Here is a 26,479-nt window from a genome sequence, read left to right as displayed (position 1 = left end):
CGCGGGCTTGCCCAGCCAGCGCTACAGCGCCGCCGTCAACTCGTCCGGCGCGGCCCCCGCCTCGCCCCCGGCGTCCGCGCCCATGCCACGTACCCGTCCGCCCGGACGAGACGCCGCTCGCCGCCCTGCGCCGCCGCGCCCTCGAACTCCTCGACGAGCGGCACCCGTTCGGGGCCGTCGGCGAGTCCTTCCCGCGCTTCTGGCGGGTCGTCCTCGACTCGCCCGCGCTGCGCTCCCGCGCCCGTGAGGCCCTGGAGGAACTGGAGGAGGCCCTCGCGGCGGCCCTCGCCGAGGCCGCGGGCGAGGACCCCGCCGCGCCGGGGGACGACCCCCGCCTCACCGCCGCCCTGACGATGGCGGCGTACCGCACGGCGTACGCCACGGCGGCAGCTCGCGGGCACCGGCGCCGACGAGGCCGCCGTCGGCCACCGCGAGCTGGTCCACCGGGCCTTCGACGCACTGGAGCGGGCGGTGCCACGGCCCCGGCCTCCCGAGGCCGTGTCGGCACCGCCCGCTCCGTGATCGCTCAAGGGCACCCCTGACGGGGAGGACCCGTCAGGGGGTCAGGGCCTCGCCCAGGTGCGCCGTCGCGGGCGTACCGAGCTGCGTCCGCCCGTAGTAGACCCCGCTCTTGAGCACGGGCGCCCCCGAGGCGTCGGTGTCCAGTTGCAGGACCGTGCCGGCGCCCTCGTCCTCGCCGTCCGCGCCGATCGCGAGGTCCGCGCGGCCGTCGCCGTCGAAGTCGGCCAGCGTGACCGCCGAGCCGAGCCGGTCGCCGGACTCGGTGGAGCCGGGCACGTCCGGCTCGTCCTGGCTGACGGCGAGCGAGCCCGCGCCCGTCAGGCCGGACGCGGTGCCCTTGAAGAGCAGTGACGTTCCGGCGTCCGTACGGGACTTGTCCGCGCGCGTGATGTCCTCGCCCGGCGCACCGGCCAGGACGTCCGCGTGCCCGTCCTTGTCGACGTCGCCCACAGCCACCGACCAGCCGAGCGCGTCGCCCGCCTCGGCCGCGCCCACCACTCCGGGGCTCGCCTGGTGGACCGTGGTCGCGCCGGCCGAGGAGAGGCCCGACGACGTACCGGGCACCACCGTCACCTGGCCGCCCGCGTGCGCGCCGGACTCCGAGGTGTACGGCTGGCCGATGACGAGGTCGTCGCGGCCGTCGCCGGTCACGTCGCCCGCGGCGACCGCGCGGCCGCCCTTGGCCGTCAGCGTGCTCACGCGGCTGAGCCCGGAGCGGGTGCCCTTGAACCAGACGACCTTCCCCTGCCCGGCCGCGTCGCGGTAGGTGAGGGCCACGTCGGCGTACTTGTCGCCGTTGAAGTCGCCGGAAGCGGCGTCGGCGTACGCGATGGCCCGGTCCCCGGACGTGACGGTGCCCGCCGTCTCGCGGCCCGCCGCGAACCGCGCCGACCAACTGCCGCCCGTGCCCGTGGCCGCGGCGAACACGTCCGCCTTGCCGTCGGCGTCGAAGTCGCCGACGGCGACCGCCGAGCCGAACCGCGCGCCGCCGTAGGCGAAGTCCTCGGACAACTGCATGTCCGTGCCGGACGTGAACTTCGGGCCGTACAGCATCGTCACGGCGCCGCGGTCCTTGTGGCCCGACATGTCGTCCTCGCCCGGCGCGCCGATCACGAGGTCCGCGTTGCCGTCGCCGTCGATGTCGCCCCAGGCCGTGGCCGCGCCCCACTGGTCGCCCGACTCGCTCACGCCGGGCACACCCGTGCTCGACTGCGTGAGCGTCTTCTTCTTCCCCGCCGCCGGACCGCCCGCGCCGCCCGGCACGACGGTCACCGACCCCTTGGACCCGGACGCGCGCGGCGTGGCCACGACGAGGTCGGCGGTGCCGTCGCGGTCGAAGTCGGACGTGGGGGCGGCGGGAGCGGCGTCGGCCGCGTGCGCCGTCGTGCCCGCCATGACTCCGGTGCCGCCGAGCACGACCGCCCCGACGGCCAGCCACGCCCCGCGGTGCGCCTTTCGCAGGCTCAAATGCCTCAACCCCTCTGATGAGCTCCTGGTGAATCAGCGAGTTCGTATGACTGTCCGGAGAGCGGAAGGGTTGTACAGGGTGGGGCGAAATGTCGCGTGACCTTTCCCTCACCGCCCTGGTGTGACAACCAGGTGGACGGCCACGCAGGGTTCATGGGACGGGTCGCATGAGAAACGCGTGAGAACGCGGATGCGCACACGTGGGCGCCTGGGCGCGCGGTCGGAAACGGGAAAGGTCGGCGGGACGGGTGGGGACTGTGGGGCTCGGAGCGGGGCACGGGACGCGGCGCGGCGGGCGCCGGAGCCGGCCCCGGGGCGTGGCCGCCGTGCTCGTGGCCGCCGCGACGGCGTCCGCGCTGACGGCCTGCGGCGCCGACGACAAGCCGGTCCGGCTGGACGGCACCTTCGAGCAGCAGCTGCCGCCGGACCAGGCGCGCGGCGCGCGGCTCGCGACGGAGGGCATGCGGCTGCTGGAGTCGGCGCGGTCGCTGCGTCTGAACGCCGCGATCACCAAGGGCTCCGCGACCGCGGGCACGGCCCAGCGCATCGAGGTCTCGCTGCGCGTCGACCGGCACTCCAACTGCACGGGCACGTTCGACGGCGGCCAGGGACAGCGCGGCGAGCTGCTCGTGGTCAAGGGCGGCGCCACGCACATACGGTTCACCGAGGCCTCGCTGGACGGCCTGCTCGCCCAGGCCGAGGCGGAGGAACCGGCCGCCGCCGCGGCCATCAGGGAGCGGGTCGCGCTGGTCCGCGGCAAGTATCTGCGGATGCCGACGGACAACGTCGCCTTCTCCAAGGGCATGTGCGACCTGGGGAGTCTGTCCCAGGCGGTCGACGGGCTCGGCGACGACGACTTCGAGGGCACCGTCCGCGCCGAGCGGCCGACGTACCGCTACGGCCGGCACGTCATACCGGTCGTCGACGTGGAGCGCGGCGACAAGAACGTCATGTACGTCGCCGCCGAGGGCGAGCACCGCATCACGGCCTACGAGGCCGAGGACAGCGGCGAGCGCCGGGTCCTCAAGCTGTCCGACTACAACGAGCCGTTCGAGGTGGCGACGCCGCCCGCGGCCGAGGTCGTCGACGCGAGCGAGTTCGGGGGACCGGCGGGGGCCGACCTCTTCGAGGTCTGAGCCGCACCGCCGGCGAGTGAGCGGCCGGGGCCGCCACCCCCCACAGGAGAGGCCCCGGCCGTCACACGGTACGAACCGCGTGGCGGTCCGTACTCCCTTCTGCGTCCCGGGTGCGTTTTCTGTCACACCGCGATGCGTCACCCGCTAGTTGCGTGTTGTACAAACATGGACGCGCACCGGTTTCACGCCGTAGCGTGCAGGTTCGCGCCGCGTTGCGACCCACCTACGCGACCTCCGACCCGAGCACCGTGAGCGGTGCAGCGGCGCACGACCGCGAGAAGACAGACCCGTGAGAGCGGCGCCTGGCCAGGCGCAGAGGGGCACGCAGTGCAGGGGGAGGACGACGCTGAGCTGACCGCCGCCGTGCTTGCGGCACAGAACGGGGACGAGACCGCGTTCCGGACTGTGTACCGCTCCGTGCACCCGCGGCTGCTCGGTTACGTACGTACGCTCGTCGGCGACCTCGACGCGGAGGACGTCGCGTCCGAGGCGTGGCTCCAGATCGCCCGCGACCTCGACCGGTTCAGCGGCGACGCGGACCGCTTCCGCGGCTGGGCCGCGCGCATCGCCCGCAACCGCGCCCTCGACCACATCCGGATGCGCGGCCGCCGCCCCGCGATCGGCGGCGACGAGACGGAGCTGACCGGCAAGCCCGGCGCGGCCGACACCGCGGGGGAGGCGATCGAGTCCCTCTCCACCGGCGCCGCGCTCGCCCTCATAGCCCAGCTCCCGCAGGACCAGGCGGAGGCCGTCGTGCTGCGGGTCGTGGTCGGCCTCGACGCCAAGAGCGCCGCCGAGACGCTGGGCAAGCGCCCCGGCGCGGTCCGCACCGCGGCCCACCGCGGCCTCAAGCGCCTCGCCGAGTTGATGGGCGCCGACGACCCCGCGCAGGGGCGCGGACTCGGTGCCGTACCCCCGCAGCCTGACCCGCACGGACGTGCGGTGCCACCGTCCCCGTGTGTGACGCATTCGCGTACGCGGACGCAGAAGGACATGTGATGGCCGACGAGCAGTACAAGTGGCTGGACCGCGATGCGGCGGAGCGATTGCTCCGCGGCGAGCGGCTCGACGGCATCGGCGATCACGAGCGCGAACAGGCGGAACGCCTCACCGAGGCCCTGATCGCCCTCCGCGCGACCACCCCTTCGACCCCCTCCGGCCCCGCTCCCGCGTCCACCCCCGCCGCGAAGGCCGAACTGCCCGGAGAGGCGGGGGCGCTGGCGGCGTTTCGCGCGGCGCGGGGGGCTGGTGGGGTCCCTGGTGCTTCTGGGGAGGTTTCTGCGGCTGGTGCGGCTGGTGCGGCTGGTGCGGCTGGTGCGGCTGGTGCGGCTGGAGTCTCCGGTGTGCCCAGCGCCTCCGGTGCGGGTGGTGTCTCGGGTGCGCCCAGCGCCTCCGGTACCGGCGCACCCAGTGGGTCCGGCGCGCCCGGCGGTGCCCCGACCGACATCAGCCCCGTCGCCCCCGCCAACCCCGGCGCGTTCGGCGACACCCGCGCCCCCGGCGCACCCGGCGCTCCCACCGCCCTGGCGACTCCCCCCGACCGGACCGACCGGACCGACCAGCGCGACCGGACCGACCAGACCGTCCGCATCGGCCGCACCACCCCCCGCCCCACCCGCTGGGCGCGCCCCGTCCGCCTCGGGGTGGCCGCCGCGCTCGCCGCCTGCATGGCCGGTGGGGTCGCCGTCGCGGCCGGGGCCGGGGTGATCCCCTCGCCGTTCACGCGCAGCGAGCAGGGGCCCGCCACCAGCGCGTCCCCGGTGGCGACGCCGGAGCAGCCGCTCAGCACGCCCTCGGACGACGCCGTCGACCCGCCCGACGAGGTCCCCGACGACGTCAGCTCCGCCCCCGAGGACGACCCGTCCGAGCCGCCCAGGAGCAGCGCGCCGCCCGAGGACACCAAGACCCCCGGCGGCACCGAGGGCACCGGCGGCGACAAGGACACCGCCGACAAGCCGGACACGGGCCCGGGCCCCGGCACGGGCGAGGGCGAGCAGCGCGGCGACGCCAGGAAGTGGCGCAAGCGCGTGATCTCCGCCTGCCGCGACTACCGCAGCGGCGCGCTCCAAGGCGACAAGCGCCGCCGCCTGGAAGAGGCCGCGCGCGGCGCCGAGCGCGTCCAGCGCTTCTGCGAGCGCGTCCTCAACGGCAAGGGCGGCGGCAAGGGCGACAACGGCGGCGGCGACGCCGGTCAGGGCGACGGGGACGGGCCCAACGGCGGTGGGGACCACGGCCCCGGCGACGGACACAGTGGTGGCGGCTCCGGCGGCCACACCCCGCCCGTGATGCTGCCCGCCCCGCTGCCGCGCCCTTCGACCTCGTACAGCGCCCTGCCGGTCCGCTGACCGCACTCCGTGCATCCGCCACGAAGGTGTGACCCAGGCCGCACCGCCAGGGTGTGACGTTTTCCGAATCGGCGGCGCAGTAAGAAGTGAGCCGACTGGTCATCGGCTGCGCACGAGCCGGGGTTCCCCCCGTACCTACGGCTCAGTGCCACTGGCGCGGGCGGGATACGTTCCCCCGATCCCGCCCGCGCCCCATCTCGCGCCTGGACCGGCGCCGCTCTCGCGGACCGAATCGCTCGCCGCTGTGGTTGCTCAATTGGTGGTTTCGGCGCGTCTTGGGGGCATTTGTCGGTGGTCGCCGTTACTTGTAGATGACGACCCTGTCGCCCGTCCTGACCTGCTTGAACAGGCCTGCGATGCCCTTCTTGTCGCGTACGTTCACGCAGCCGTGTGAGGCGCCGTTGTAGCCCCTGGCCGCGAAGTCGGACGAGTAGTGGACGGCCTGGCCACCGCTGAAGAACATGGCGTACGGCATGGGGGTGTCGTACAGCGTCGAGACGTGGTCGCGGTTCTTCCAGAACACCTGGAACTCGCCCTCGCGCGTCGGCGTGTACTCCGAGCCGAAGCGCACGTCGACCGTCGTGACGGCCTTGCCGTCGATCATCCAGGTCAGCGTGCGGCTCTCCTTGCTGATGCACAGGACCCGGCCGGTCAGACAGCGCCGGTCCGGCTTCGCGGGCGGCATGCCACCGTCGGGGTACAGCTCGGCCTTCGTCGGCTCGCGCGTCATGGCGAGCAGCCGGTCCCAGGTGCGGGTGTCGGTCGCGCCGGTGCGCAGCAGCCCGCGCTTGCCCTGGAAGCCCTCGACCGCGGTCGCCGTGACCGGTCCGTACGCCCCCGTCGGGTGCTGCCCGAACCAGCCGATCTGCCGCAGCCGCGCCTGGAGTTCACGCACCTTCCTGCCGTCCTGGCCGCGGGCGAGGACGACCGGTCCCGGCTCCGGCGGGGCCGGGGGCGGCGGGGTGCTGGTGCGCGGCCGGGGCGGCGGTGTGGACGGCAGGTCCGGGGTCTTCGACTGCGGCAACTCGGCCCGCGACACCGGGGACTTCATCTTCTTCAGGGGTGATTCGCTCGGCGTGGGCGAGGAGTTGGCCGAAGAGGGGCGGGTGGATGGCGACTTCTCGTCCTTGCCCGCCGTCTCCACGGCCTGCGCCGTGCACCCGCACGCCAGGGCCAGGGCGACGACGGCTCCCGCCGCCGCGCGTCCCCTGGCTATCGCGTCCCTGCTCATCGCATCCCCCACACCGCTCCACCGGACAACACTCCCCGAAGTGTTTCCCATCAGCGAATGGTTGGGAAGCCTGCGTCAGTGGTGCCAGGCCTGCCCGTCCACGTTGTGGATCATGCGCTGGAGCACCTTCAGGGCCCGTACGTAGTCCGCGTCGTCGATGCCCTCGTGGATCTCCGCGCGCGTCCTCTCCTGTAGCGCGGCGACCTTGTTCCGCAGCTCCGCGCCCGCGTCGGTGAGGAACAGCGGGGCGTCCGCGACGTCCGGGTCCTGGGTGATCAGCGCGCGGCCGATCAGGGAGTCGATGTCGTGGTGCAGCGGCCCCTCGCCGAACTCCAGGTAGCCGCGCAGGACTTGGACGACCTCCTTGCGGCCGCGGCCGTTCTCGTGGCCGGTGAGCTGGTTCAGGATCCACCACTGGGGCTGGGTCAGCCCGTTCTCGGCGAGCATGGTGCGGATGTGGTGGACGACGGCCTTGCCCGCCGCCGAACTCCAGTAGCCGATGGGCTGGTCGACCAGGTCGGCGTCGCTGTGGGACGGGGTGAAGGGGGCCTTCTTCGGGGCGGTGGCCGAGGTGGCGGTCGCGGTCGTGTTCGCATTCGTGTTCGTCATGCCCTCGAACTTAGGACCTCAAGTTTAGTTGAGGTCAAATACTTCCTGAGGCCTTGTTCGTCCTGTCCCGTCCAGGCGATGTATCCGTCCGGGCGGACCAGATGCAGGCCCGGACCGTAGGGGGCGCACCGGTCCGTGCGGCGTACGTGCGTCAAGTCGCCCCTCAGTGACGGGAGTTCCGCGTCCGTGGCCACCGCGAGCAGTGTGAAGTGCGGGCCGCGGAAGGCGTCGAAGAGGCGTCCGGAGCCCAGCGGCGCGTCCGGGGCGCGGTCGCCCGCTCGCGGGGTGGTGTCCGGGGCGGCCGTCGAGGTCTCGACGTCGGCTGTCGGCGTATCGAGGGAGAGGGGCGAGTCCCGGTAGCCCAAGCCGAGTTGGCGGGTGGCCGTGCCGCGCCGGTCGGTCCCGTGGTGGATGCGCGTGGACAGGTCCAGCATCCGCGCGGCGACCGCGCGCCGCTCCTCCTCGTACGTGTCGAGCAGCCCCGCGTCCGCCCCGTGCCGCAGCACCACGCCCAGCTTCCAGCCCAGGTTGTAGGCGTCCTGCACGCTGGTGTTGAGGCCCTGGCCGCCCGCGGGGGAGTGCACGTGCGCCGCGTCGCCCGCGAGGAAGACGCGGCCCGCGCGGAAGGCGTCCGCGAGCGCGGCGCGCGGCCGGAAGTCGGAGGCCCAGCGGACCTCGGTGACGTCGGCGGCGGTCAGATGGGTGCGCGCGGCCACCGCCGCGCGTACGCCGTCGGGGGACAGGTCGGGCTCGGCGCCGCCCGTGAACCGGGCGACCAGCTGGAAGTCCGGGATCCCCGGCAGCGGGCAGATCGCCGCGAAGTCGCCGCCGCTCGCGGCCCCTTCGGACGGGTGGGCCCCGGCCGGCGGGAACACGTGCCAGTTGTCCCGGTCGAGCGCGTCCTCGGCGATGCGGATGTCGGCCACCAGCATGGGCTGCGGGTCCACGGTCTCGCCCGTCATGCCGATGCCGAGCGCGCGCCGCACGGCGGAGCGGCCGCCGTCGGCGGCGACCGCGTAAGCGGCGCGGACCGTGCCGCCGCCCGCCAGGTCCGCCGTGACCCCGTCCGCGTCCTGCGCGATCCCGGTGACCTCCGCGCCGAAGGCGACCGACCCGCCGAGCTCCGTCAGGCGGGCGTACAGGATCTCCTGCGTGCGCCACTGCGGCACGAGCACCGGACCCGCGTACGGCGCCGAGTCCACCGGCTCCGGCTCGTCGAACATGCGGTACTCGCCCTGCCGGACGCCGTCCCGCCACACCATGCCGACCGGCGGCGCGCCGCCCGCCTCCAGGATCGCCCCGGCCACCCCGAGGTCGTCGAAGACCTCGAGCGTGCGCGGCTGCACGCCCTTGCCGCGCGAACCGGGGAAGAGGCCTGCCGCCCGCTCCACGACGAGGGCGCGCACGCCCCGGCGCGCCAGGTCGCAGGCGAGGGTGAGGCCGGTGGGGCCCGCGCCGACGACGAGGACCTCGGTCGTCGTCACGGCATCGGGGCGGTTTGAGGGGATTGCCTTAACGTCGTTAAGTGCCATGCCCCCGAGCCTGCGCTTAACGGTGTTAAGTTGTCAAGGTGGCTACGACACGACTGGACCGGCGGCGGGTGGCGCGCGTCGCGCTCGGCCTCCTGAACGAGACCGGGCTCGACGGCCTGACCCTGCGCGCCATCGCCAAGGAGCTGGACGTCAAGGCCCCGGCTCTGTACTGGCACTTCAAGGACAAGCAGGCGTTGCTCGACGAGATGGCGACGGAGATGGTGCGCGGCGCGGCGGCCGAGCTCGCGGGCGCCCCGGACGCCGACTGGCAGACCTCCGTCACGACGGCGATGCGCGCCCTGCGCCGCATGCTGCTGCGCTACCGCGACGGCGCGAAGGTCTACAGCGGCACGTACTTCACCGACACGTCGTACGCGGCGCCCGTGGAGGCCCAGCTGCGCCGCCTCGCCGCGGCGGGCTTCACCCCGGGCGCGGCGGCCCGCGCCCTGCTGACCGCGACGAGCTACACCATCGGTTACGTCATCGAGGAGCAGGCCACGGGGCCGCGCCCGGGCGCGGAGGGCGGCGAGGGGTACGACCTGGCCGCGCGCGCCGAGCGCCTGAAGGACTACCCGCTGGCGGCGGCCGCGGGCGAGGAGATGTTCCGGGGCTACGAGGACGGCTTCGAGGCGGGCCTCGCGGCGGTGGTGGCCGGGGTCGGCGTCACCCTGCTCGGCCCCGGCGCACGGCCCGCGTGACGACCGGCGGGAGCAGGTCGGCGGCGAGGCGGCGGGCGCGGGAGCGGGCCCGGGAGCGGGCGGCGGCGGGGCGCTGGTCGGCGGACGCGGGGGACTGGGCGGCGGAGCGGGGGCCACGTTCCGGGGCGTCGGCCCGGGTGGCCGCGCGGTAGTGCCGTGACGGGGGGAACGCGGGCGCCGCCATGCCCTTCTTGGACTTGACCCGGACGATCCGGTGCCCGGCGGCCTCCTGCACGCTCAGGTGGCAGTCATCCCGCTCCCGCACCATGTCGAGCAGCTCCTCCTGTACGGGCCCCGGCTCGTCCCAGGTGCCGTACAGCTTCTGGGAGCTCAGGCAGATCGGCTTCAGGCCGCGGTTGAGCACCGCCTCCCAGGCCGCGATGGACACGCCCGGCGTGTGCTCGGAGCGGAAGTCGTCGAGGACCACGATGCCCTCGGGCAGCAGGGTGTCCCTGGCCGCGCCGATGTCGCCGTGCACGTGCTCGTACAGGTGCGAGGCGTCGACGTGCACGAACCGGCAGGACTTCGGCGGCACTTCGTCCGGCACCACCGAGCTGGGCCCGCGCAGGACCCGCGGCAGCTCGTCGTGGAAGGAGAGGTAGTTCCGCTCGAACGCCTGCTTGGTCAGCGTGGGATAGGACTTCCTCGACTCCGCCTCGTTGGCCCCGTCAGGCGCCTCGTCCTCGAAGAGATCGCAGACCGTGTAGCCCTCGCCGTCGACCAGATGGTGGCCGAGGAAAATCGCACTCTTGCCCATATAGACGCCGATCTCCAGGAGATCGCCCCGAACTCCCCGGCTCTCCTGCCGGGACAGCAGCCAGTCGAACAGCATTTGATCAAGATTCGGGAACCAGCCGGGAACGTCACTGAGCTCTTGCGGCGGCATGGATATGTCGTGCGCAGCAGGCATGAGGGAAAACCACTCTCTTGTTGCGGACGCAAGTTTCCGGGGAAACTAGGGGATACCCCGGAAGTGGTCAAGGCGCGTGCCGCAATGCTGCTTTTGGACATCCGCAGGACGGCCGAGAAGGTCCGGGAAGATGAATTCCCCGTGAACGCGAGCGGATTTTCACCTTACCCGCAGCCGGGGTGCGCGGCACGCCGGTGCCCCGCACCCCCCAACCGCCGAGGAACGCGCCCGCTCAGCCCAGCGCCGCCCGCTTGATCGACCGGGCCCGCCGCGCGACCTTGCGCACCGCCGCGTTGCGCGGGATGAACGCGAGCTGCACCGGGATGCCGCCGGGCAGCGCGAGGGCGGTCAGCCTGCGCTTCTTGAAGTACCGCCAGGTGCGCTCGTTCAGGTGCGCGGCGAGATAGCGTTCCGTGGCCGGGCGCAGGCTCGGGTAGATCTTGGGCTGCATGGCGAAGCCCACGGCGCGCACCAGACCGCTCAGCGCCGCCGTGTCCGGCTCCTCGCGGCGCCCGGAGGCGGCCTCGCGGTCGCCGAGTTCGGGCAGCAGCGCGTCGACCAGCGTGACCGGGATGCGGTTGCTGTTCTCGTACGGCTTCAGGCGCTCCAGGAGCGTCTCCGTGCCGATGCGCGCCACCGGCAGGTCGTAGAACGCGGAGGCGGTGAGGAGCGCCGTGGAGAAGCAGCCGACGACGAGGGCGGGCCGCATGCGCTGGTAGAGCACCTCGGCGAGCACCGGCGTGTCCAGGACGGTCAGCTGCACGCCGAGCCGCTCGGCCTCCTGCTCCAACTGCCGCGACCAGCGCGCGGGGGCCGTCGGATGGGGCTTGAAGACCACCTGCTTGTGCCCGAGCGCCGCCGCGCCGCGCAGCATCCGCGCGTGCAGGTCCTCTTCCTCCTCGGGGTTGAGGATGTTGAGGGCGGAGAGGTACTGGCCGAGCAGCAACGCCGGCTCGGCGATCCGCGACAGCGCGTCCAGGGAGCCCGACTCCGCCTCGCTGTCGGCGAGTTCACCGAGGACCTTCAGGAAGGTGTCGGTCGGTACGAGCTCGGGCTCGACGGCGAACTCGGTGAGGAGCAGCGGCTTCAGGCCGGGTACCAGGTCGAGGTGGAGCAGCCGCCGCACCCGGGTGCCGACCAGCGGGTCGATCTTGTTGCGGGTGGGGCCGTAGCTCATCAGGCCGTCGGCGTAGACGTCGACGGGCGCGCCCGTGAAGATCTGCGTCAGCGCGAGGGCCGGGTTGACCTGGATGGACTCCACGGCCAGCTCGATGTTGTCGTCGCCCAGGCCCCAGGCGAGCCGCAGATAGCGCTGCCACAGCGGCAGGTCGTCGCCGCGCGGGGACCAACTGCCCGGGTGGAACGGCGAGATGGCCTCGTTCCAGGAGAGCACGTCGTCGAAGCGGCCGCGCAGCCGGTCGAAGCCGGGCATCGTGTCGACGGACGGCGTGGTCTCCGGGGTCGCCGCGTTGTTGGCGATCAGCAGGACGCGCCGGTCGGCCGGGCCGAAGCGGTCGGCGTCCAGGGCGGCGGCCAGGGTGGCGACGCCGTACAGCGTGGACGCGAAGAAGATCTGCGTGGTGCGGCGGCGGGCGTCGGGGCGCGCGGCGGCGAGGGCGGCGGCGTGCGGGTCGGGCACGGCCTGGCCTGCGGGGCTCACGCGGCCACCTCCCCGGCGCCGACGGCACGGCGGCGCAGTCGACGCAGCCGCGTGGCGCGCTGGACGTCCATGGAGTCCAGGGCCTCGTCGAGGACGCCCTGGGGCATGCGCTTGAGTGCGGCGGCGCTCAGCGACTTCAGTTTCCGGGCCACGGCCGGCTCGAACCTTTCGATGGATCCCAGGTGGTGGGAGATGATCGCGCAATACGTGCGCACGGCCTTCGGCAGCAGCAGGTCCGCGTCGCGGTCCTCGGCCGTCTCCCGCACCACCTGGTCGAACGCCTTGATGAAGTCGAGCTGGCGGACGTCGCCGATCTGCGTGAGGGACGACGCGACCCCGCGCCGGTAGAAGACACCGAGCAGCCCCACCGCGGCGAACGACTTCGCCTCCCGGTGCAACCGCCAGATCCACGGCCGGTCCTCGGCCGTGCGCAGCCCGTGGGTGAAGTGCAGAAGGCCCTGGTCGAGCAGGCGGCGGTGGTACATCCCGGCCCAGGCGAAGGCGTAGTCCACGGACGTGGAGCGGTCGGCGGGCAGGATCACGTCGCGCGGGGACATCACCGCGCCGCGCAGGCCGTGCGGCACCCGGTGCACGCTGCGGGCGCGCGCGGTGCACTGCACATGGTCGGTGCGGACGAAGTCGCAGCCCAACTCCTCCATGGCGCCGAGCAGTTGCTCGTAGTAGCCGGGGGCGAGCCAGTCGTCGCCGTCGAGGAAGGTGATGTACTCGCCGCGGGCCGCGTCCAGACCCGTGTTGCGGGCCGTGGCCAGGCCCCCGTTCTGTTCATGTCTGAGGTGGACGGCGCCGGGGAGCTCGCGCGCGGCACGCTCGAGCACGTCCGGGGTCTCGTCCGTCGAACAGTCGTCGACGAAAATGAATTCGAAGTCTCCACGCACGTTCGCGTGCAGGGACTTCAAGGTGTCGGGCGCGTATTGCTGCACGTTGTAGAACGGCACGATGACGGAGAGCTTAACCACGTGCGAGACGTTAGGTGTCGGCCCGGCATTCGTCTTGTCCCGCAGTGGGATGTCAGGTGAACGAAGCGTGGCGGAATGGTTAACCGGGCATCCCGTCACACGTTTGCCAGCCCCCTTCGCCATTCGTCGGCATGCTGTTAACCGTTTGTTGCACCTGAGTTGGGCCATCAATCGGAATGCCTTCCTAGCGTCTTCGCTGTGCCAGTAAGCAACAAGACGACGCGGGTCGCCGTGCTCGCCGACTCCGACACCCGGTGGAAATGGGGCTCGCTCACCGCGAAGCGCCTCACGGGAGCCGCCGAGGGCGAGGAGGCCGCAGCGGACCTCCGCCTCGACGGTTATCTCCTCCGCGGCCGGGCCACCCCCACCCCCCGCCAGCTCGAAGAGGTCGGGGTGCGCGCGGACAGCATGCGCGAGGTCACCGCCATCGAGTTCCTGAACGCCGTCGGGTCCCGCCGCGACGAGGAGGCGTACGACGTCATCGTCCTCGCCCTCGTCGGCGGCGCCGTCCAGGCCGTCCTGCACGGCCTCGCCCGCGCCTTCGACGGCGCGGCCCGGCGCCCCGTCGTCGTCACCGGCTACGTCGGCGTCGTCTACGAGAAGCTGGCCGACGGACTCCTCCTGCGGCACGGCGCGGACGTCGTCCTCGCCAACTCCCGCCAGGACGCGGAGCGTTTCCGCGCGGTGTACGAGGGAGTGGGCGCCGACGCGTCCGGCGTCGTGGAGGCCGCGCTGCCGTTCCTCGGCGGCGAGCCGTACGCGCCCCGCGACCCCTACACCGTCGTCTTCGCCGCCCAGCCCTCCGTGCCGGAGAAGCGGGCCGACCGGGTCTACCTGCTGTCCCGCCTCATCCAGCACGCCCGCCGCCACCCCGAGCGCGAGGTGCTCCTGAAGCTGCGCAGCAAGCCCGGCGAGCACACCACGCACATCGAGGAGCTGCCGTACCAGAAGCTGGTCCGCAGCGAGGAGCAGCCCGCCAACTTCCGCCTCGTCTACGGGCACATGGGCGAGGTCCTGGACCGCACCGACCTGCTCGTCACCGTCAGCTCCACCGCGGCCCTCGAATCCCTGCACCGCCGCATCCCCACCGCCGTCCTCACCGACCTCGGCGTCCGCGAGGCGCTCGGCAACCACGCCTTCATCGGCTCCGGCTGCCTCGCCTCCTGGGACCAGCTCGACGCCGGACAGAGCCCCGAGCCCGACCCCGACTGGGTCGCGCGCCAGGGAGTCGCCGCCGACGGGGCGTACGAGACGGCGTTCGACGCGGCCCGCGAGCGGGTGGCGGAGCTGACGGGCCGGGCCCGCGACGGCAAGCTCCCGCCGATCCAGCCGTACTACACCCAGGTCACCGCCCCCGGCTACCTCCCCGGCATCCTGGCCCGCCACCACCTGGGCCCCGACGCCACCCCGCTGCCCGGCGCCCCGGCCGCCGACCGCGACCCAGGACCGGTCCGCCAGGCCGTCCGCAGCGCCGCGCGCGGGGCGTACCGGCACGGCGTGCAGCGGGTCGCGCCGGTGATCCGGCGGATGGGGGAGCTGTGAGGGGGGCGGGCGGAGGTGAGGTGACTCCGGCGGACGTGGTCGGGGGTGTCGCGGTCCCGCCGGACGCGGTCGAGGGCGTCGTGACCTCGCCGGACGCGGCCCAGGCCCCCGTGACCCCGTCGCACGCGACCAAGAGCCCTTCGGGCCCCGAGGCCACCGCCATCCCGCCGCAGGGGCCCACCCGGCCCGCGCCGACCACCCCCACCCGGTCCACCCCCGAATCCGCCGCCCTGCCCCGGCCCGCCGCCCCGACCAGCCCCCCACCAGGCATCCCTGAAGGAGCCTCCATGTCCAAGCCCCACCCAGCGGGCCCCTCCCACCCGGAGGGCGAACCGGTGCGCCGCGTCCTCGCCGTCATCCCCGCGCGGGGCGGCTCCAAGGGTGTGCCCGCCAAGAACCTCGCGCCGGTCGGCGGCGTCCCGCTGGTGGCCCGCGCGATCCGCGCCTGTGTGGCCTCGCCGCTGGTCACCGACGTCGTCGTGTCCACCGACGACACGGTGATCGCCGAGACCGCGCGGGCCGCCGGGGCCGAGGTCGTGCTGCGCCCCGCCGCCATCGCCGGGGACACCGCGACCAGCGAGGCGGCGGTGCTGCACGCCATGGACGGCTACGAGGAGCGGCACGGCGTCAGCGTCGACGTGGTCCTGCTCGTGCAGTGCACCAGCCCCTTCCTCGTCCGCGAGGACGTCGACGGCGTGGTCGGCGCGATCACCCGCTCCGGCGCCGACACCGCGCACACCGTCGCGCCCTTCCACGGCTTCGTGTGGCGCGACGCGAGCGACGAGCCGCCCGCCATAGAGGGCGAGCGCACCGCGGCCGAGGGCGGTACGACCACGGTCGTCACCGACACCACCACCTCCGGCGGCTACGGCGTCAACCACGACAAGTCCTTCCGCCCCCGCCGCCAGGACCGCCCCCAGGACCTCCTGGAGACCGGCGCGGTCTACGGCATGGCCGCCACCGGCTTCCGTACCCACAAGCACCGCTTCTTCGGGCACACGGAACTCGTCCGCACCGACCCCGCGCGGGTCCTGGAGATCGACGACCCGCACGATCTCGCCCGCGCCCGCGCCCTCGCCCCGCTCTTCGACGCGGACCGCGACGGCGCCCTGCCGACCCGCGACGACATCGACGCGGTCGTACTCGACTTCGACGGCACCCAGACCGACGACAGGGTGCTGATCGACTCCGACGGACGGGAGTTCGTCACCGTGCACCGCGGTGACGGCCTCGGCATCGCCGCCCTGCGCAGGTCGGGTCTGACGATGCTGATCCTGTCCTCGGAACAGAACCCGGTCGTCGCCGCCCGCGGACGGAAGCTCAAGATCCCCGTCCTGCACGGCATCGACCGCAAAGACCTCGCACTGAAGCAGTGGTGCGAGGAGCAGGGCATCGCTCCCGAGCGCGTGCTCTACGTCGGCAACGACGTCAATGACCTCCCGTGCTTCGGCCTCGTCGGCTGGCCCGTGGCGGTCGCGAGCGCCCACGACGTCGTACGCGGCGCCGCACGCGCGGTCACCTCCGTCCCCGGCGGTGACGGCGCGATCCGAGAGATCGCCGCCTGGATCCTCGGCCCCTCCCTCAACAGTTAAGGAAAGTTCCTGCCATGAGCAACACGGCCTCCAACGACCGCCTGCGCACCCTCGGTTCGAAGACCGCCGGCCCCGGCCACCCCGTCTACATCACCGGCGAGATCGGCATCAACCACAACGGCGACCTGGAGAACGCCTTCGCGCTCATCGACGTGGCCGCCGACGCAGGCTGCGACGCGGTGAAGTTCCAGAAGCGCACCCCGGAGATCTGCACCCCGCGCGACCAGTGGGACATCGAGCGCGACACCCCCTGGGGCCGGATGACGTACATCGACTACCGCCACCGCGTGGAGTTCGGCGAGTCCGAGTACCAGGCCATCAGCGAGCACTGCGCCAAGCGCGGCATCGACTGGTTCGCGTCCCCGTGGGACACCGAGGCCGTCGCCTTCCTGGAGAAGTTCGACGTCCCGGCGCACAAGGTCGCCTCCGCCTCCCTGACGGACGACGAGCTGCTCCGCGCCCTGCGCGCGACGGGCCGCACGATCATCCTCTCCACGGGCATGTCCACCCCGAAGCAGATCCGCCACGCGGTCGAGGTCCTCGGCTCGGACAACATCCTGCTCTGCCACGCCACGTCGACGTACCCGGCGAAGGCCGAGGAGCTGAACCTCCGCGTCATCAACACCCTCCAGGCCGAGTACCCGAACGTCCCGATCGGCTACTCCGGCCACGAGACGGGCCTGCAGACCACCCTCGCCGCGGTCGCCCTCGGCGCCACCTTCGTCGAGCGCCACATCACCCTGGACCGCGCGATGTGGGGCTCCGACCAGGCCGCCTCCGTCGAGCCGCAGGGCCTGTCCCGCCTCGTCCGCGACATCCGCACCATCGAGGCCTCGCTCGGCGACGGCGTCAAGAAGGTGTACGAGTCCGAGCTCGGCCCGATGAAGAAGCTCCGCCGTGTCGCGGGCGTCGTCGCCGAGTCCGAGACGGGCGACCGCGAGCCGGTCGCGGTCTGACACCCGCCGGCCCACCGGCGCCCCGGGAACACGGGGCGCCGGTTCCGTCGGCTCCGGCCCCGGGCCCCGGCCCGTCGTGGCCGGGCCTCCGGCGGCTCCACGGGAGACCGCCGCACCGCTGTACACGGGAGGACTCATGTCAGTACGAAGCGGTCGGCGCACCGCCACCCCGACGACCGACGGCGGCACGCTGGCGTTCGTGGAGTCGCCGGTGCAGTTGCTGAACGTGCTGGAGTGGGCGCATACGGCGGTGCGGGGTGAACTCCCGCAGGAGAACCGGCCGGTGGACGAGCCGGCGGACCTCTCGGCGAGCCCCTCGGCGGACCCGCCCGAGGAGCTGACCCTGGTCGTCCTCTCGCCCACCGACCCCATGACCCGGGGCCAGCTGCGCCGCATGTGCGAACTGGCGCGCGGCGAGGGCTTCCATGTGCGCTGGGAGGAGGCGCGGGGCGGCACCACGGCACCCTTCCACACGATCGGCGGCCTGGCGGGCCCGCTGCGCAGGGCCCGCCGGATAGTGATCGGCGACCCGTTCTCCCGCTACGTACAACTGCTCCTGTCCATCACCCGCGCCCGCGACCTGGTGGTCGTGGACGACGGCACCGCGACGATGGAGTTCATCTCCCAACTGGCGCGCGGCGAACGCCTGGTGCGCTGGCACCGCAGAGGGGGCCGCCCCGGCGCGCGGGACATGGTGTTCATGCCGGTGTCGTCCAAGGCGCGCCGCCGCCTGACGCCGAGCGGCGACCGCAGGGTCGAGGTCTTCTCGTCGATGCCGATCGAGTCGGCGCCGGACGGGGTGACCGTCACGGCGAACGCCTTCGCCTGGACGCGGGCCCGCTTCGGCCCGCCGCGCATCACGAAGGGCTCGGACCTGGTCGGCACGTCCCTGGTGGAGACGGGTGTGGTGGACCTGGACCGCTACGTCGAGGCGGTGAAGGCGCTGGCCCGCACGCACGGCGCGGCCCGCTACTTCGCGCACCGCCGCGAGAGCGCGGAGAAACTCCACCGCCTGGCCGTCGACACCGGCCTCCAGATCGTCCGCCCCGACCTCCCCCTCGAACTCATCGCCCGCAGAGGCCCCATCGGCCGCACCATCCTCAGCTTCCCCTCCACGGTCGTCCACACCCTCCCCCTCGCCCTCGCGGGCACCGAGGTCAAGGTCGCCGTCATGGACATCGACCCGTCCTGGCTCACGGACACGGCTTCGCCCCGGGCGCAGGGGTTCCTTTCGGGGGTGACGGGGACGGCTCGGGATGTGCAGCGGTTGGCTTCGGTGGTGGATGAGGAGGAGCGGGGGGCGGGTCAGGGACAGGTCCAGTCCTCGGCGCAGGACCAGAGCCAGGGGCAAGTCCAGGGCCAGGACCCCGGCAGCGGAGTGAAGCAGACGGCCCCGGCGTGAGGCGGACGGCCTCGGCGTGAACGGGGCCGCGCTGTCCGTCCCACCCGCGGCTACTTGGCAAAATCCTTCGACTGCGGTGCGTGACGCAAGGCCTTCCTCGCTCCACCCGCCTGGCCGAAAATGTGCCACCTCCGCCCGCCGTGTTTGGCACTCGTGAACTCTGGAACTCCACAAGCGCTCAATGGTGAAAAGGTGCTTGATGGGCTGTGAGGGGTTCCTGATTCGCAGGTGTCACGGGGCGAAGGCGCTTTGGTCGATACTCGCGCCTGGATGAGCACGCCCAGTCAGGGGTCATGACACCCGGCGACGCGATGTGCCCTGCGTCATATTGACCACTTCCGTGGACCTACGACCTGGTCTCCCGCGTCGAGAAGGTCGCCGTCACGTGTGACACGAAGCCGGACCGCAAGACCCAGGTCATCTCGGACGACCTGACGTTCTACGACGGCAAGGGCCTGGGCGAGGCGCCCACCAAGGGTGACACCACGAAGGTGCAGCGGCTGTCCAAGCACGACGGCACCACCGCCACCTATCAGACGGTGACGGAGACCGCGGCGGCGGACTTCGACAGGTTCGGCCGCCCCCTGAAGGTCAAGGACGCCAAGGGCACCGAGACCACGTTCCAGTACACCGAGACCGACGGCCTGACGACCAAGCAGGCGGAGACCAATCCGCTGGGCTGGCAGGTGTCCACGGAGTACGTCCGCTCCTGGGGATCCCCGTCCGCGCAGGTCGACATGAACGGCAAGCGCAGCGACCTCGGGTACGACGCCCTGGGCCGGCTCACCTCGGTGTGGATGCCCGACCGGAACAGGGACAAGGACTTCTCCCCGTCGATCAAGTACAGCTATCTGATCCGGCAGAACGCCCCGGCCGCGGTCAAGACGGAGAAGATCGAGAACAACGGCACGTCGTACGGCACCGAGTACACGCTCTACGACGGCATGCTGAGGCCCCGCCAGCAGCAGTCCGAGGGCCCGGGCGGCGGCCGGATCGTCGCCGACACGCGCCATGACGCCTTCGGCAACGTCGTCGAGACGGCCACGGACTACTACACCAAGAAGGCTCCCAGCGACGAGATCTTCAAGCCCACCGGTGAGGTGGACGGCCAGACCGTCACCCGGTACGACGGCGCCGGTCGCAAGACGGCCGAGATCTTCCAGGTCGCCGACGAGGAGAAGTGGCGCACCACGTACGCCTACGGCGGCGACCGCGTCCACGTCGACCCCCCGGCCGGCAGCGCGCCCACCACGACGGTCACCGACGGCCGCGGCAGGACGGCCGAGATCCGCCGCTACAAGGGCGACAAGCCCGTGCCCACGGGCACCGCGGCGGACTACGAGGCCACGTCCTACACCTACACCCCGACCGGACAGCTGAAGACCGTCGAGGACCCGGCGGGCAACACCTGGTCCTACGGATACGACCAGCGGGGGCGCAAGACGTCGGCCACCGACCCGGACACGGGCAAGTCCACCTACTCCTACGACGTCCTCGACCGGCTCGTCTCCACGACGGACACGCGCGGCAAGAGCGTGTCCACGAAGTACGACGAGCTGAGCCGCCCGACGTCCACATGGGAGGGCAAGCCCGACGAAGGCACCCAGCTCACCGCGACGACGTACGACCACGTCGCCAAGGGCCAGCCGTACGGCACGTACAAGTACGAGAACGGCAAGGTCCAGACCTCGACACTCAACGTTCAGCTGGACGAGCTGTACCAGCCGACGCTGACGAAGGTGGCGCTGGGCGGTGACACGGCCGCCGAGCTCGCGGGCACCTACGAGTTCGGCACCCAGTACAACCCGGACGGCACCGTCCAGTCGCAGAGCGTCCCCGCCGCGGGCGGCCTCGGCTCCGAGACGCTCACCTACACCTACGACGAACTGCAGCGCCCGACCCAGCTCCTGTCGACCCTGGACGGCAAGCGCCAGGGAGCGTACGTCGGACAGGCCTCGTACGCCCCGACCTCCCAGCTCCAGCAACTGGAGCTGGGCACGATCGGCGGCTCGGACGGCAAGAAGACCTGGCTCACCTACGAGCGCGAGCGCGGCACCGACCGGCTCTCGAACTCCCGGGTGGACGTCTCGGGCGTCGACGCGGTGACGTACGACGCCGACTACACGTACGACGCGTCCGGCAACGTCACCTCCGTCGCCGACACACCCACGGGCGGCCAGGCGGACGTCCAGTGCTTCCGCTACGACTGGCAGCGGAGGCTCAAGTCCGCCTGGGCGACGGCCAACGCCGCCGACGAGGCCGCGGGCACCGGCAAGCAGAACAAGGCGTGCGCGGACGACCCGAGCGCGCCGACCCTCGGCGGCCCCGGGGCCTACTGGCAGGACTTCGACTACGACTCCTCGGGCAACCGCAGCAAGCAGGTCCTGCACGGGGTCGGCGGCAAGCCCGACGTGACGCGGACGTACACCTACGGCAAGGACGCGGACGGCAACGGCGGTCCGCACACCCTCACCAAGGTGGTCACGGACACCCCCGCGAGCGGCAGCGGCCCCGCCGTGAAGTCGCAGGACACCTTCGCCTACGACGCCTCGGGCAACACCCGCCGACGGGTCCTCAACGGCACGACACAGGACCTGACCTGGAACGCCGAAGGCAAGCTGACGAAGTCGGCGAAGCCGGACGCGGAGGCCTCGGCCTTCTCCTACGACGCCACCGGGAACCGCCTGCTGCGCAAGGAACCCGGCGAGCAGACGTTGTACCTGCCCGGCATGGAACTCAGCCTGAACACCGATACCCGCGCGGTGCGGGCGACCCGCTACTACTCCTTCGCCGGCCAGACGGTGGCGATGCGCACGACGAAGGGCGTGCAGTTCCTGGCGGGCGACCACCACGGGACGTCGCTCGCGGCGGTCGACGCCCAGTCCGGTGCCGTGACCCGGCGCCGCATGGACCCCTTCGGCAACGCGCGCGACGCCGGTGTGACCGATCCGTGGGTGGACGACAAGGGCTTCCTCGGCAAGCCCGTCGACAAGTCCACGGGTCTGACCCACATCGGGGCCCGTGAGTACGAGCCCGAGAACGGCCGCTTCGTCTCGGCCGACCCGCTGATCGACTTCCAGGATCCGCAGCAGATCAACGGGTACGCGTACGCCAACAACAGCCCGGTGACGTTGTCGGACCCGACGGGTGAGAAGCCCGACGAGTGCGCCCTCATCGGTGTCTCGTGCCGACTGAAGGACAACGGCGGCTGGACCTCCAAGCCCACGCCGATCTACAAGAAGTACTACATGCTCGACAAGACGCCGGCCCAGCGGAAAGCCGTCATCGTCCGCTCCAGGGCCAACGTCGAGCAGAGCCGCGCCGTCCTCGCCGCCAAGGAACTCGGCAAGATCATCCAGGACGAGCTGGGCATCACGGACGCCCTCGACTGCTTCAGCACGGGCAGCCTCAGCTCCTGCGGGGCGACCATCCTCAACGTCGTCACGAGCGCGATCGGCGCGAAGATCGGCCAACTCGCCAAGAAATACGTGTGGCACTGGAAGAAGGGCATCGCACTCGCCAAACGCGTCTGGGGCCTCCTCAGCCAACTCAAGAGCAGCTACGGCAAGTGGCGCACCCTGGACAAGAAGGCCGACAAACTGGAGGACGCAGCCGAGAAGTCCTGCGCCGCCAACAGCTTCACACCCGGCACCAAGGTCCTGATGGCCGACGGCACCACCAAATCCATCAGAGACGTCGACATAGGCGACAAGGTCCTGGCCACCGACCCGAAGACCGGCAAGACCAAGGTCCGCACGGTCACGGCGGAGATCAAGGGCAAGGGCCCCAAGAACCTCGTCAAGGTCACGATCGACGTCGACGGCAAGAAGTCCCCCAAGAAGTCCGCCAGGACGGCCTCCGTCACAGCGACGGACGGACACCCCTTCTGGGTCCCGGAGTTGGGCAAGTGGCTCGACGCGACCGACCTGCGGTCGGGGCAGTGGCTGCGGACGAGCGCGGGGACGTACGTGCAGGTCGCGGCGGTCCAGCGCTGGACCCAGTCGGCGACGGTGCACAACCTGACGGTTGCGGATCTGCATACGTACTATGTGGGGGCGGGGGCTGCGCCGGTTCTCGTCCACAACTGCGGTGGCGCGAATGGTGGGAAATACGGGGACCTGCAACCTGCGGGGACGGGAAACGAGATCAATCACATTCCCGCCAACTCATCCAGCCCTCTCAGTAAGTACAGCGGGCCGTCGATTCGGATGGATTACGCCGACCATCGTGCCGTTTACAGCACCGGATCCTCCCTAGAGTCGAAGGCGTGGCGCATGAGGCAGAAGGAGCTGATAGATGGAGGCGACTTCCGGGGCGCTATGCAGATGGACGTGGATGATATTCGCTCCCGGTTCGGCAGCAAGTACGACGAGGCGATCACGGAAATGTGGATGAGCCTCAGCCAGAACAAGGCTCTTCGGAAGTGGGCTTCAGGGCAAAACCCTTAGCCAGGAGATCGCACAGAACGAAATGGGACTCGCGTGTCGTCAGACTGGAAAGTAGAGATTGTGGAGTGCGGTGACCTCGTGCAAGACGATGACGAGCTCACCCCGCCCGACGAAGCTGAGCGTCGCTGGAATCGATATGTCGAGCTGGCCGATTCGGTGACTGGAAATGAAGGACCCGCCGGCGTCGCTGCGATCGTTTCTTCCCTCAAGGCTGAGGAGGATTACGGGGCTTATCAGGCGGCGCATGCGGCTCTGAGTCGCTTCCCTAATTCGGAACTTGGTCAGGGAGTGGCTGATGCGGCAAGGGAACTTCTTTCCATTCCTCGGGATGGGAGTGGGAATATCCTACTAATCCTGACCCACGCTGGCCCTGCTGCAGTGAATGCCTTCAACGAAGCTATTCAGGCCGCTGATCCGGACGTTCGGATTTCAGTTCGTGAACTTGTGGAGTTCCATGAATCCGAGGAGTGGCTCTCTGAGGGAAGCGCTCAGAACCTTCTCCTGATGCCACGGACATAGTCTGGATGTGTGAATTCGAAAGCCCCACCGGCAGTGGTGCTGGTTGGGCTTTTGTGTGCCTTGACGGCAACGGTGACGGCAACGTCAGCGGACGGTGGCTGTGATGGGCGGGTCGTCGGGGTTGTCGTTGTCCGAGCTGAGCGCGATGCCCAGGCTGTCGATGGCCTGGCGTTGGAGGCGGAGTCGGACGTGGGCGTAGACGTCAGCGGTGACGCCGATGTGGGCGTGGCCGAGGAGTTCCTTGATGACGACGAGGTCGATGCCCTTTTCCAGGAGCAGGGTGGCGGTTGAGTGTCGGAGCTCGTGGAAGCGGATCGTCCGGAGGTCGGCGTTGTGGAGGAGACGGCGGAAGCGGCGGGTGAGGTTGGTGGGGTCGAGGGGCCTGCCCTTCGGGGTGGTGAAGACGAGCCCCTTGTCCGTCCAGCCCGTTCCGGCCGACTGTTGCTCTTCCTGCTGTTGTTCCTGGTGGATCTTGAGGGAGTTGATGCACTCGGTGGGCAGGGCGATGCGGCGTTCGGAGGCGAGGGTCTTGGTGTTCAGGACGGTCAGCCCCTGGGCGCGGGTGCGCTGGAGGGAGCGATGGATGGTTGCGGTGCCGCTGTCGAGGTCGAGGTCTTGTTGATCATGCCCGATGCCCCTGAAAACGAATGGCAGATCGATCATATTCAGCCCAAGTCGCGAGGTGGGTCCGGCGACCCGTCTAACGGGCAGGTCTTGTGTCGAGTCTGCAACAGGGAAAAGTCGGATAACTGAAGGAAGTGCTCCCGTGAGTGATGAACTGGGCGGGGTGGACCTCAGCTCGATCCAGCGAAAGAGCCATAGCGATGTGGCAGCTCAGGGATGGAGCTGGATCTGGGTCTTTGATCCTGCTGCAGAGCGCCCTCACTTTGCATATAGCATCGGGTTCGGTTCCAGCTTTGATCACCCCGAATTGGTCGTTGCTGGGCTCCCGGAGGAGACTTCGGGAAGCGTTTTGAGCTCAGTTCAGGCCATGCTCGCTGATAGGAACGCGTATGGCGACGGTGACACTTCGGGCGACATCCTCGAGGGGTTCGATGTGCAATTCCGGGCGATTCCACAGGACCTCTTGACCTCTAGCCTGGCGCAGGCCTCTGTCTTCTACGGAGAGAGGCCGTTCTCTGCACTCCAGCTGGTTTGGCCCGACGGATACGGGAACTTTCCGGGTGGAGAATATGCGCCTGCCTGGCTGAGTGATAGACAAGCTCTGTCGCTGTAGCCAAGGGTGGACCTTGGCTTGGATTCGGAATGTGCGACAGTAATGCATAAGCCTCGCCGTGTGTTGTCTAGAGATCTTTGACGGTGCATGTTACGTCGGGTCGTGGCGGATGTCGTTGTCCCAGCTTTCCGGGAGGATGAGGTAGCCCCATGGCGGTGTTTGACGCGCAAAGAACGGGCTCGGCGTAAGTTGGGGTCTGGCTCGCGACGCCGACCTGAGCGAGGCCCGGGCGAGACGGGCAGAGCTTGCGGCGCCGGTCGCCTGAGACGTCGAACGTCTCGATCAACAGCTCGGAGGTCTTGCTCGTTGCGCTTCATGGGCCATCACCTGATCGGCGGTCAACTCGACGAAGCTCAGTCGAACTCGCGCAGAGCTGCGACCAGTTGGCGCCCCTGCGCGGGAGACCGTCGCATGAGTACGCCCGCTGTGGTGTGCAATTCGTTCCATGAGTGCGGGCGTCCGACGACCGCGGCGTCCGGGACGCAGGCCGTGGCGACGGTGAGCGCTTGGGCCGTTTCCCCTGCCCCGGCGAGTGCGTGCGCGAGGCAGGCGCGGAACCAGGTCTTGTCGCGTCGGTACGCGTCCGGCATCGCGGAGAGTCCGGCGGAGAACTGGTCCACGGCTGCTTGCCAGTCGCGCAGGTGCAGCGTCGCCATCCCCCGTTGCAACGTGAACCAGTTCGGCGAGTAGAAGTACATCCAAGGCGGCTCGTCCTCGGGGCGTTCGGCTGCCCGGCCCATGACCTCTTGGGCCTCGTCAAGGAGTTGGTGGGCTTCGTCAGCCGCGCCGTTGAGGGCGTGCCCACGGGCTGCCATCTGTGTGGCCATTCCCTGTACGCCGAGGGACGTTCCTGGCGACGACCAGCGGGACGCTTCAGCGAGGCGCACGCACCGGGTAGCTCGCCCCTTGGACCAGGCCTGATGCGCCTTCATGTTCAGTGTGGTCGCGGCCATGTTGGCGTCCCCGGCTTCCAGCGCCCATTCGTGACTGCGGTCGTACCAGGCGAGGGCTGCGGCTGTCTGATCCTGATCTTGAGCCATCCAGGCGAGGAACTGCGCATGCTCGGAGGCCAGCCGCACGACCCGGTCGGCCCAGGGGCCGCGGGCGCTGCTGCACAGGTCGACGACCGTACGGAGCTGTTGGCGCATCACTTCCACGAGCGGCCGTGATCCGATGACGTCTTCGGCGCGGCGATGTTCGGCCAGCAGGCCGTCCAGCCAATCGAGGGTCGCGGCGTCCACGCGGCTGTGGGATTCGACCACGCTCGCGACGCGGGCCAAAAGGTCTTCGTCGGGGCCCGGCCCGGGGAGGGCAAGGCCGGCGACAGGGGCGACGCCGTGTCGCCCTGCGGCGACCTGCCGTTCGGGTGCTCCGAGCCCCGCGATGATGCGCGCCTGCACTTCGTTCGAGGTCACCAGTCGACGTCCGCGCTCGATGTCCGAGACATCGGACTGCGCGAGGCCGACGCGTACCCCGAGCTTCGTCTGACTGAGGCCGGTGAGTTTCCGGTAGGTACGGAAGACCGCCCCCCAGTCCTGGCCGGTGAGCGCGGCGAGCAACTGCGGATGGGACCACAGATCGAGGGTGGGTTCCCTGTCCATATCCCGAATATAGGGCGGTCCTATGGGGCCGTGGGATGGGAGCGGCATGCGTCCGCCGTAAGGGTCTTCGTAGAAGGACCCCGGCGACCGTGCGA

At 71.0% G+C, this 26,479-nt stretch carries 21 protein-coding genes and 1 pseudogene; 12 read left to right on the top strand and 10 right to left on the bottom strand.

Annotated features, from left to right (window positions below; translation table 11 throughout):
• Positions 1–35 precede the first annotated feature (35 nt).
• Positions 36–530: a hypothetical protein gene (locus ACZ6BG_RS11675; protein WP_468999714.1), complete on the bottom strand. Its 495-nt coding sequence runs from the start codon at positions 528–530 to the stop codon at positions 36–38.
• A 25-nt stretch (positions 531–555) separates the two neighbouring features.
• Positions 556–1,989 (bottom strand): FG-GAP-like repeat-containing protein, encoded by a 1,434-nt coding sequence (locus ACZ6BG_RS11670; protein ID WP_468999713.1) that lies wholly within the window; start codon positions 1,987–1,989, stop codon positions 556–558.
• Between the two features lie 317 nt (positions 1,990–2,306).
• Here ACZ6BG_RS11670 and ACZ6BG_RS11665 point away from each other — a divergent pair, with 317 nt between their 5' ends.
• The 3 genes from ACZ6BG_RS11665 to ACZ6BG_RS11655 all read left to right on the top strand — a co-directional run bounded on the left by ACZ6BG_RS11665 (position 2,307) and on the right by ACZ6BG_RS11655 (position 5,470).
• Positions 2,307–3,125: a hypothetical protein gene (locus tag ACZ6BG_RS11665; RefSeq protein ID WP_468999712.1), complete on the top strand. Its 819-nt coding sequence runs from the start codon at positions 2,307–2,309 to the stop codon at positions 3,123–3,125.
• A gap of 327 nt (positions 3,126–3,452) precedes the next feature.
• Complete coding sequence (locus ACZ6BG_RS11660; RefSeq protein ID WP_468451022.1) at positions 3,453–4,124, top strand: RNA polymerase sigma factor; 672 nt, start codon at positions 3,453–3,455, stop codon at positions 4,122–4,124.
• On the top strand, positions 4,124–5,470 hold the full coding sequence (locus ACZ6BG_RS11655) for a hypothetical protein (protein ID WP_468999711.1): 1,347 nt from the start codon (positions 4,124–4,126) through the stop codon (positions 5,468–5,470). Before ACZ6BG_RS11660 ends, ACZ6BG_RS11655 begins: the two co-directional genes overlap by 1 nt.
• A 301-nt stretch (positions 5,471–5,771) precedes the next feature.
• Here the strand turns inward: ACZ6BG_RS11655 and ACZ6BG_RS11650 are convergent, their stop codons facing one another.
• From ACZ6BG_RS11650 to ACZ6BG_RS11640, 3 genes are all read right to left on the bottom strand, one after another.
• Complete coding sequence (locus tag ACZ6BG_RS11650) at positions 5,772–6,701, bottom strand: L,D-transpeptidase family protein (RefSeq protein ID WP_468999710.1); 930 nt, start codon at positions 6,699–6,701, stop codon at positions 5,772–5,774.
• A gap of 75 nt (positions 6,702–6,776) precedes the next feature.
• Entirely contained in the window at positions 6,777–7,310 is a 534-nt protein-coding gene (locus ACZ6BG_RS11645; RefSeq protein WP_468999709.1) for a MarR family winged helix-turn-helix transcriptional regulator, read from the bottom strand.
• Entirely contained in the window at positions 7,307–8,842 is a 1,536-nt protein-coding gene (locus tag ACZ6BG_RS11640) for an FAD-dependent monooxygenase (protein WP_468999708.1), read from the bottom strand. The genes ACZ6BG_RS11645 and ACZ6BG_RS11640 overlap by 4 nt, the downstream gene beginning before the upstream one ends.
• 38 nt (positions 8,843–8,880) lie before the next feature.
• Here ACZ6BG_RS11640 and ACZ6BG_RS11635 point away from each other — a divergent pair, with 38 nt between their 5' ends.
• Entirely contained in the window at positions 8,881–9,540 is a 660-nt protein-coding gene (locus ACZ6BG_RS11635; protein ID WP_468999707.1) for a TetR/AcrR family transcriptional regulator C-terminal domain-containing protein, read from the top strand.
• Here ACZ6BG_RS11635 and ACZ6BG_RS11630 read toward each other — a convergent pair.
• From ACZ6BG_RS11630 to ACZ6BG_RS11620, 3 genes are all read right to left on the bottom strand, one after another.
• Positions 9,506–10,450, bottom strand: coding sequence for a class I SAM-dependent methyltransferase (locus ACZ6BG_RS11630; protein ID WP_468999706.1), 945 nt, complete (start codon positions 10,448–10,450; stop codon positions 9,506–9,508). The two genes, ACZ6BG_RS11635 and ACZ6BG_RS11630, sit on opposite strands and share 35 nt — an antisense overlap.
• Positions 10,451–10,682: 232 nt before the next feature.
• On the bottom strand, positions 10,683–12,089 hold the full coding sequence (locus tag ACZ6BG_RS11625; RefSeq protein ID WP_469000237.1) for a polysialyltransferase family glycosyltransferase: 1,407 nt from the start codon (positions 12,087–12,089) through the stop codon (positions 10,683–10,685).
• 17 nt (positions 12,090–12,106) lie between these two features.
• A complete protein-coding gene (locus ACZ6BG_RS11620; RefSeq protein WP_468451034.1) occupies positions 12,107–13,087 on the bottom strand; it encodes a glycosyltransferase family 2 protein in 981 nt (326 codons plus the stop codon).
• A gap of 198 nt (positions 13,088–13,285) precedes the next feature.
• Between ACZ6BG_RS11620 and ACZ6BG_RS11615 the strand changes: the two genes are divergently transcribed.
• The 6 genes from ACZ6BG_RS11615 to ACZ6BG_RS11590 all read left to right on the top strand — a co-directional run bounded on the left by ACZ6BG_RS11615 (position 13,286) and on the right by ACZ6BG_RS11590 (position 23,546).
• Complete coding sequence (locus ACZ6BG_RS11615; RefSeq protein WP_468999705.1) at positions 13,286–14,629, top strand: DUF6716 putative glycosyltransferase; 1,344 nt, start codon at positions 13,286–13,288, stop codon at positions 14,627–14,629.
• Positions 14,630–14,916: 287 nt separating this feature from the next.
• Entirely contained in the window at positions 14,917–16,221 is a 1,305-nt protein-coding gene (locus tag ACZ6BG_RS11610) for a cytidylyltransferase domain-containing protein (RefSeq protein WP_469000235.1), read from the top strand.
• A 14-nt stretch (positions 16,222–16,235) separates the two neighbouring features.
• Complete coding sequence (locus ACZ6BG_RS11605; protein ID WP_468999704.1) at positions 16,236–17,177, top strand: N-acetylneuraminate synthase family protein; 942 nt, start codon at positions 16,236–16,238, stop codon at positions 17,175–17,177.
• A gap of 136 nt (positions 17,178–17,313) precedes the next feature.
• Entirely contained in the window at positions 17,314–18,579 is a 1,266-nt protein-coding gene (locus ACZ6BG_RS11600; RefSeq protein ID WP_468999703.1) for a hypothetical protein, read from the top strand.
• Between the two features lie 491 nt (positions 18,580–19,070).
• Positions 19,071–23,027: a polymorphic toxin-type HINT domain-containing protein gene (locus ACZ6BG_RS11595; RefSeq protein ID WP_468999702.1), complete on the top strand. Its 3,957-nt coding sequence runs from the start codon at positions 19,071–19,073 to the stop codon at positions 23,025–23,027.
• 78 nt (positions 23,028–23,105) lie between these two features.
• A complete protein-coding gene (locus ACZ6BG_RS11590) occupies positions 23,106–23,546 on the top strand; it encodes a hypothetical protein (RefSeq protein WP_468999701.1) in 441 nt (146 codons plus the stop codon).
• A gap of 84 nt (positions 23,547–23,630) precedes the next feature.
• Here the strand turns inward: ACZ6BG_RS11590 and ACZ6BG_RS11585 are convergent.
• Positions 23,631–24,167: pseudogene (locus tag ACZ6BG_RS11585) on the bottom strand (site-specific integrase); the annotation flags it as partial.
• On the opposite strand from ACZ6BG_RS11585, the gene ACZ6BG_RS11580 reads away from it, so the two are divergent.
• Together ACZ6BG_RS11580 and ACZ6BG_RS11575 are read left to right on the top strand one after the other, a co-directional pair.
• Positions 24,126–24,299 (top strand): HNH endonuclease, encoded by a 174-nt coding sequence (locus ACZ6BG_RS11580; protein ID WP_468999700.1) that lies wholly within the window; start codon positions 24,126–24,128, stop codon positions 24,297–24,299. The pseudogene ACZ6BG_RS11585 and the gene ACZ6BG_RS11580 sit on opposite strands and share 42 nt — an antisense overlap.
• 13 nt (positions 24,300–24,312) lie before the next feature.
• On the top strand, positions 24,313–24,783 hold the full coding sequence (locus ACZ6BG_RS11575; protein ID WP_468999699.1) for a DUF4262 domain-containing protein: 471 nt from the start codon (positions 24,313–24,315) through the stop codon (positions 24,781–24,783).
• Between the two features lie 353 nt (positions 24,784–25,136).
• On the opposite strand, the gene ACZ6BG_RS11570 is transcribed toward ACZ6BG_RS11575, so the two are convergent.
• Complete coding sequence (locus ACZ6BG_RS11570; RefSeq protein ID WP_468999698.1) at positions 25,137–26,384, bottom strand: helix-turn-helix domain-containing protein; 1,248 nt, start codon at positions 26,382–26,384, stop codon at positions 25,137–25,139.
• Positions 26,385–26,479 lie beyond the last annotated feature (95 nt).

It is taken from the genome of Streptomyces sp. NPDC041205, assembly GCF_055591765.1.
This window is presented reverse-complemented; position numbering and strand designations above follow the sequence as displayed.

What these genes read in the sequence shown, in the direction of transcription:
- ACZ6BG_RS11580 (WP_468999700.1), top strand. Translation starts at nt 24,126, where the DNA reads ATGGATGGTTGCGGTGCCGCTGTCGAGGTCGAGGTCTTGTTGATCATG.
- ACZ6BG_RS11640 (WP_468999708.1), bottom strand. Translation starts at nt 8,842, where the DNA reads ATGGCACTTAACGACGTTAAGGCAATCCCCTCAAACCGCCCCGATGCC.
- ACZ6BG_RS11570 (WP_468999698.1), bottom strand. Translation starts at nt 26,384, where the DNA reads ATGGACAGGGAACCCACCCTCGATCTGTGGTCCCATCCGCAGTTGCTC.
- ACZ6BG_RS11650 (WP_468999710.1), bottom strand. Translation starts at nt 6,701, where the DNA reads ATGAGCAGGGACGCGATAGCCAGGGGACGCGCGGCGGCGGGAGCCGTC.
- ACZ6BG_RS11655 (WP_468999711.1), top strand. Translation starts at nt 4,124, where the DNA reads ATGGCCGACGAGCAGTACAAGTGGCTGGACCGCGATGCGGCGGAGCGA.
- ACZ6BG_RS11630 (WP_468999706.1), bottom strand. Translation starts at nt 10,450, where the DNA reads ATGCCTGCTGCGCACGACATATCCATGCCGCCGCAAGAGCTCAGTGAC.
- ACZ6BG_RS11605 (WP_468999704.1), top strand. Translation starts at nt 16,236, where the DNA reads ATGAGCAACACGGCCTCCAACGACCGCCTGCGCACCCTCGGTTCGAAG.
- ACZ6BG_RS11645 (WP_468999709.1), bottom strand. Translation starts at nt 7,310, where the DNA reads ATGACGAACACGAATGCGAACACGACCGCGACCGCCACCTCGGCCACC.
- ACZ6BG_RS11600 (WP_468999703.1), top strand. Translation starts at nt 17,314, where the DNA reads ATGTCAGTACGAAGCGGTCGGCGCACCGCCACCCCGACGACCGACGGC.
- ACZ6BG_RS11610 (WP_469000235.1), top strand. Translation starts at nt 14,917, where the DNA reads ATGTCCAAGCCCCACCCAGCGGGCCCCTCCCACCCGGAGGGCGAACCG.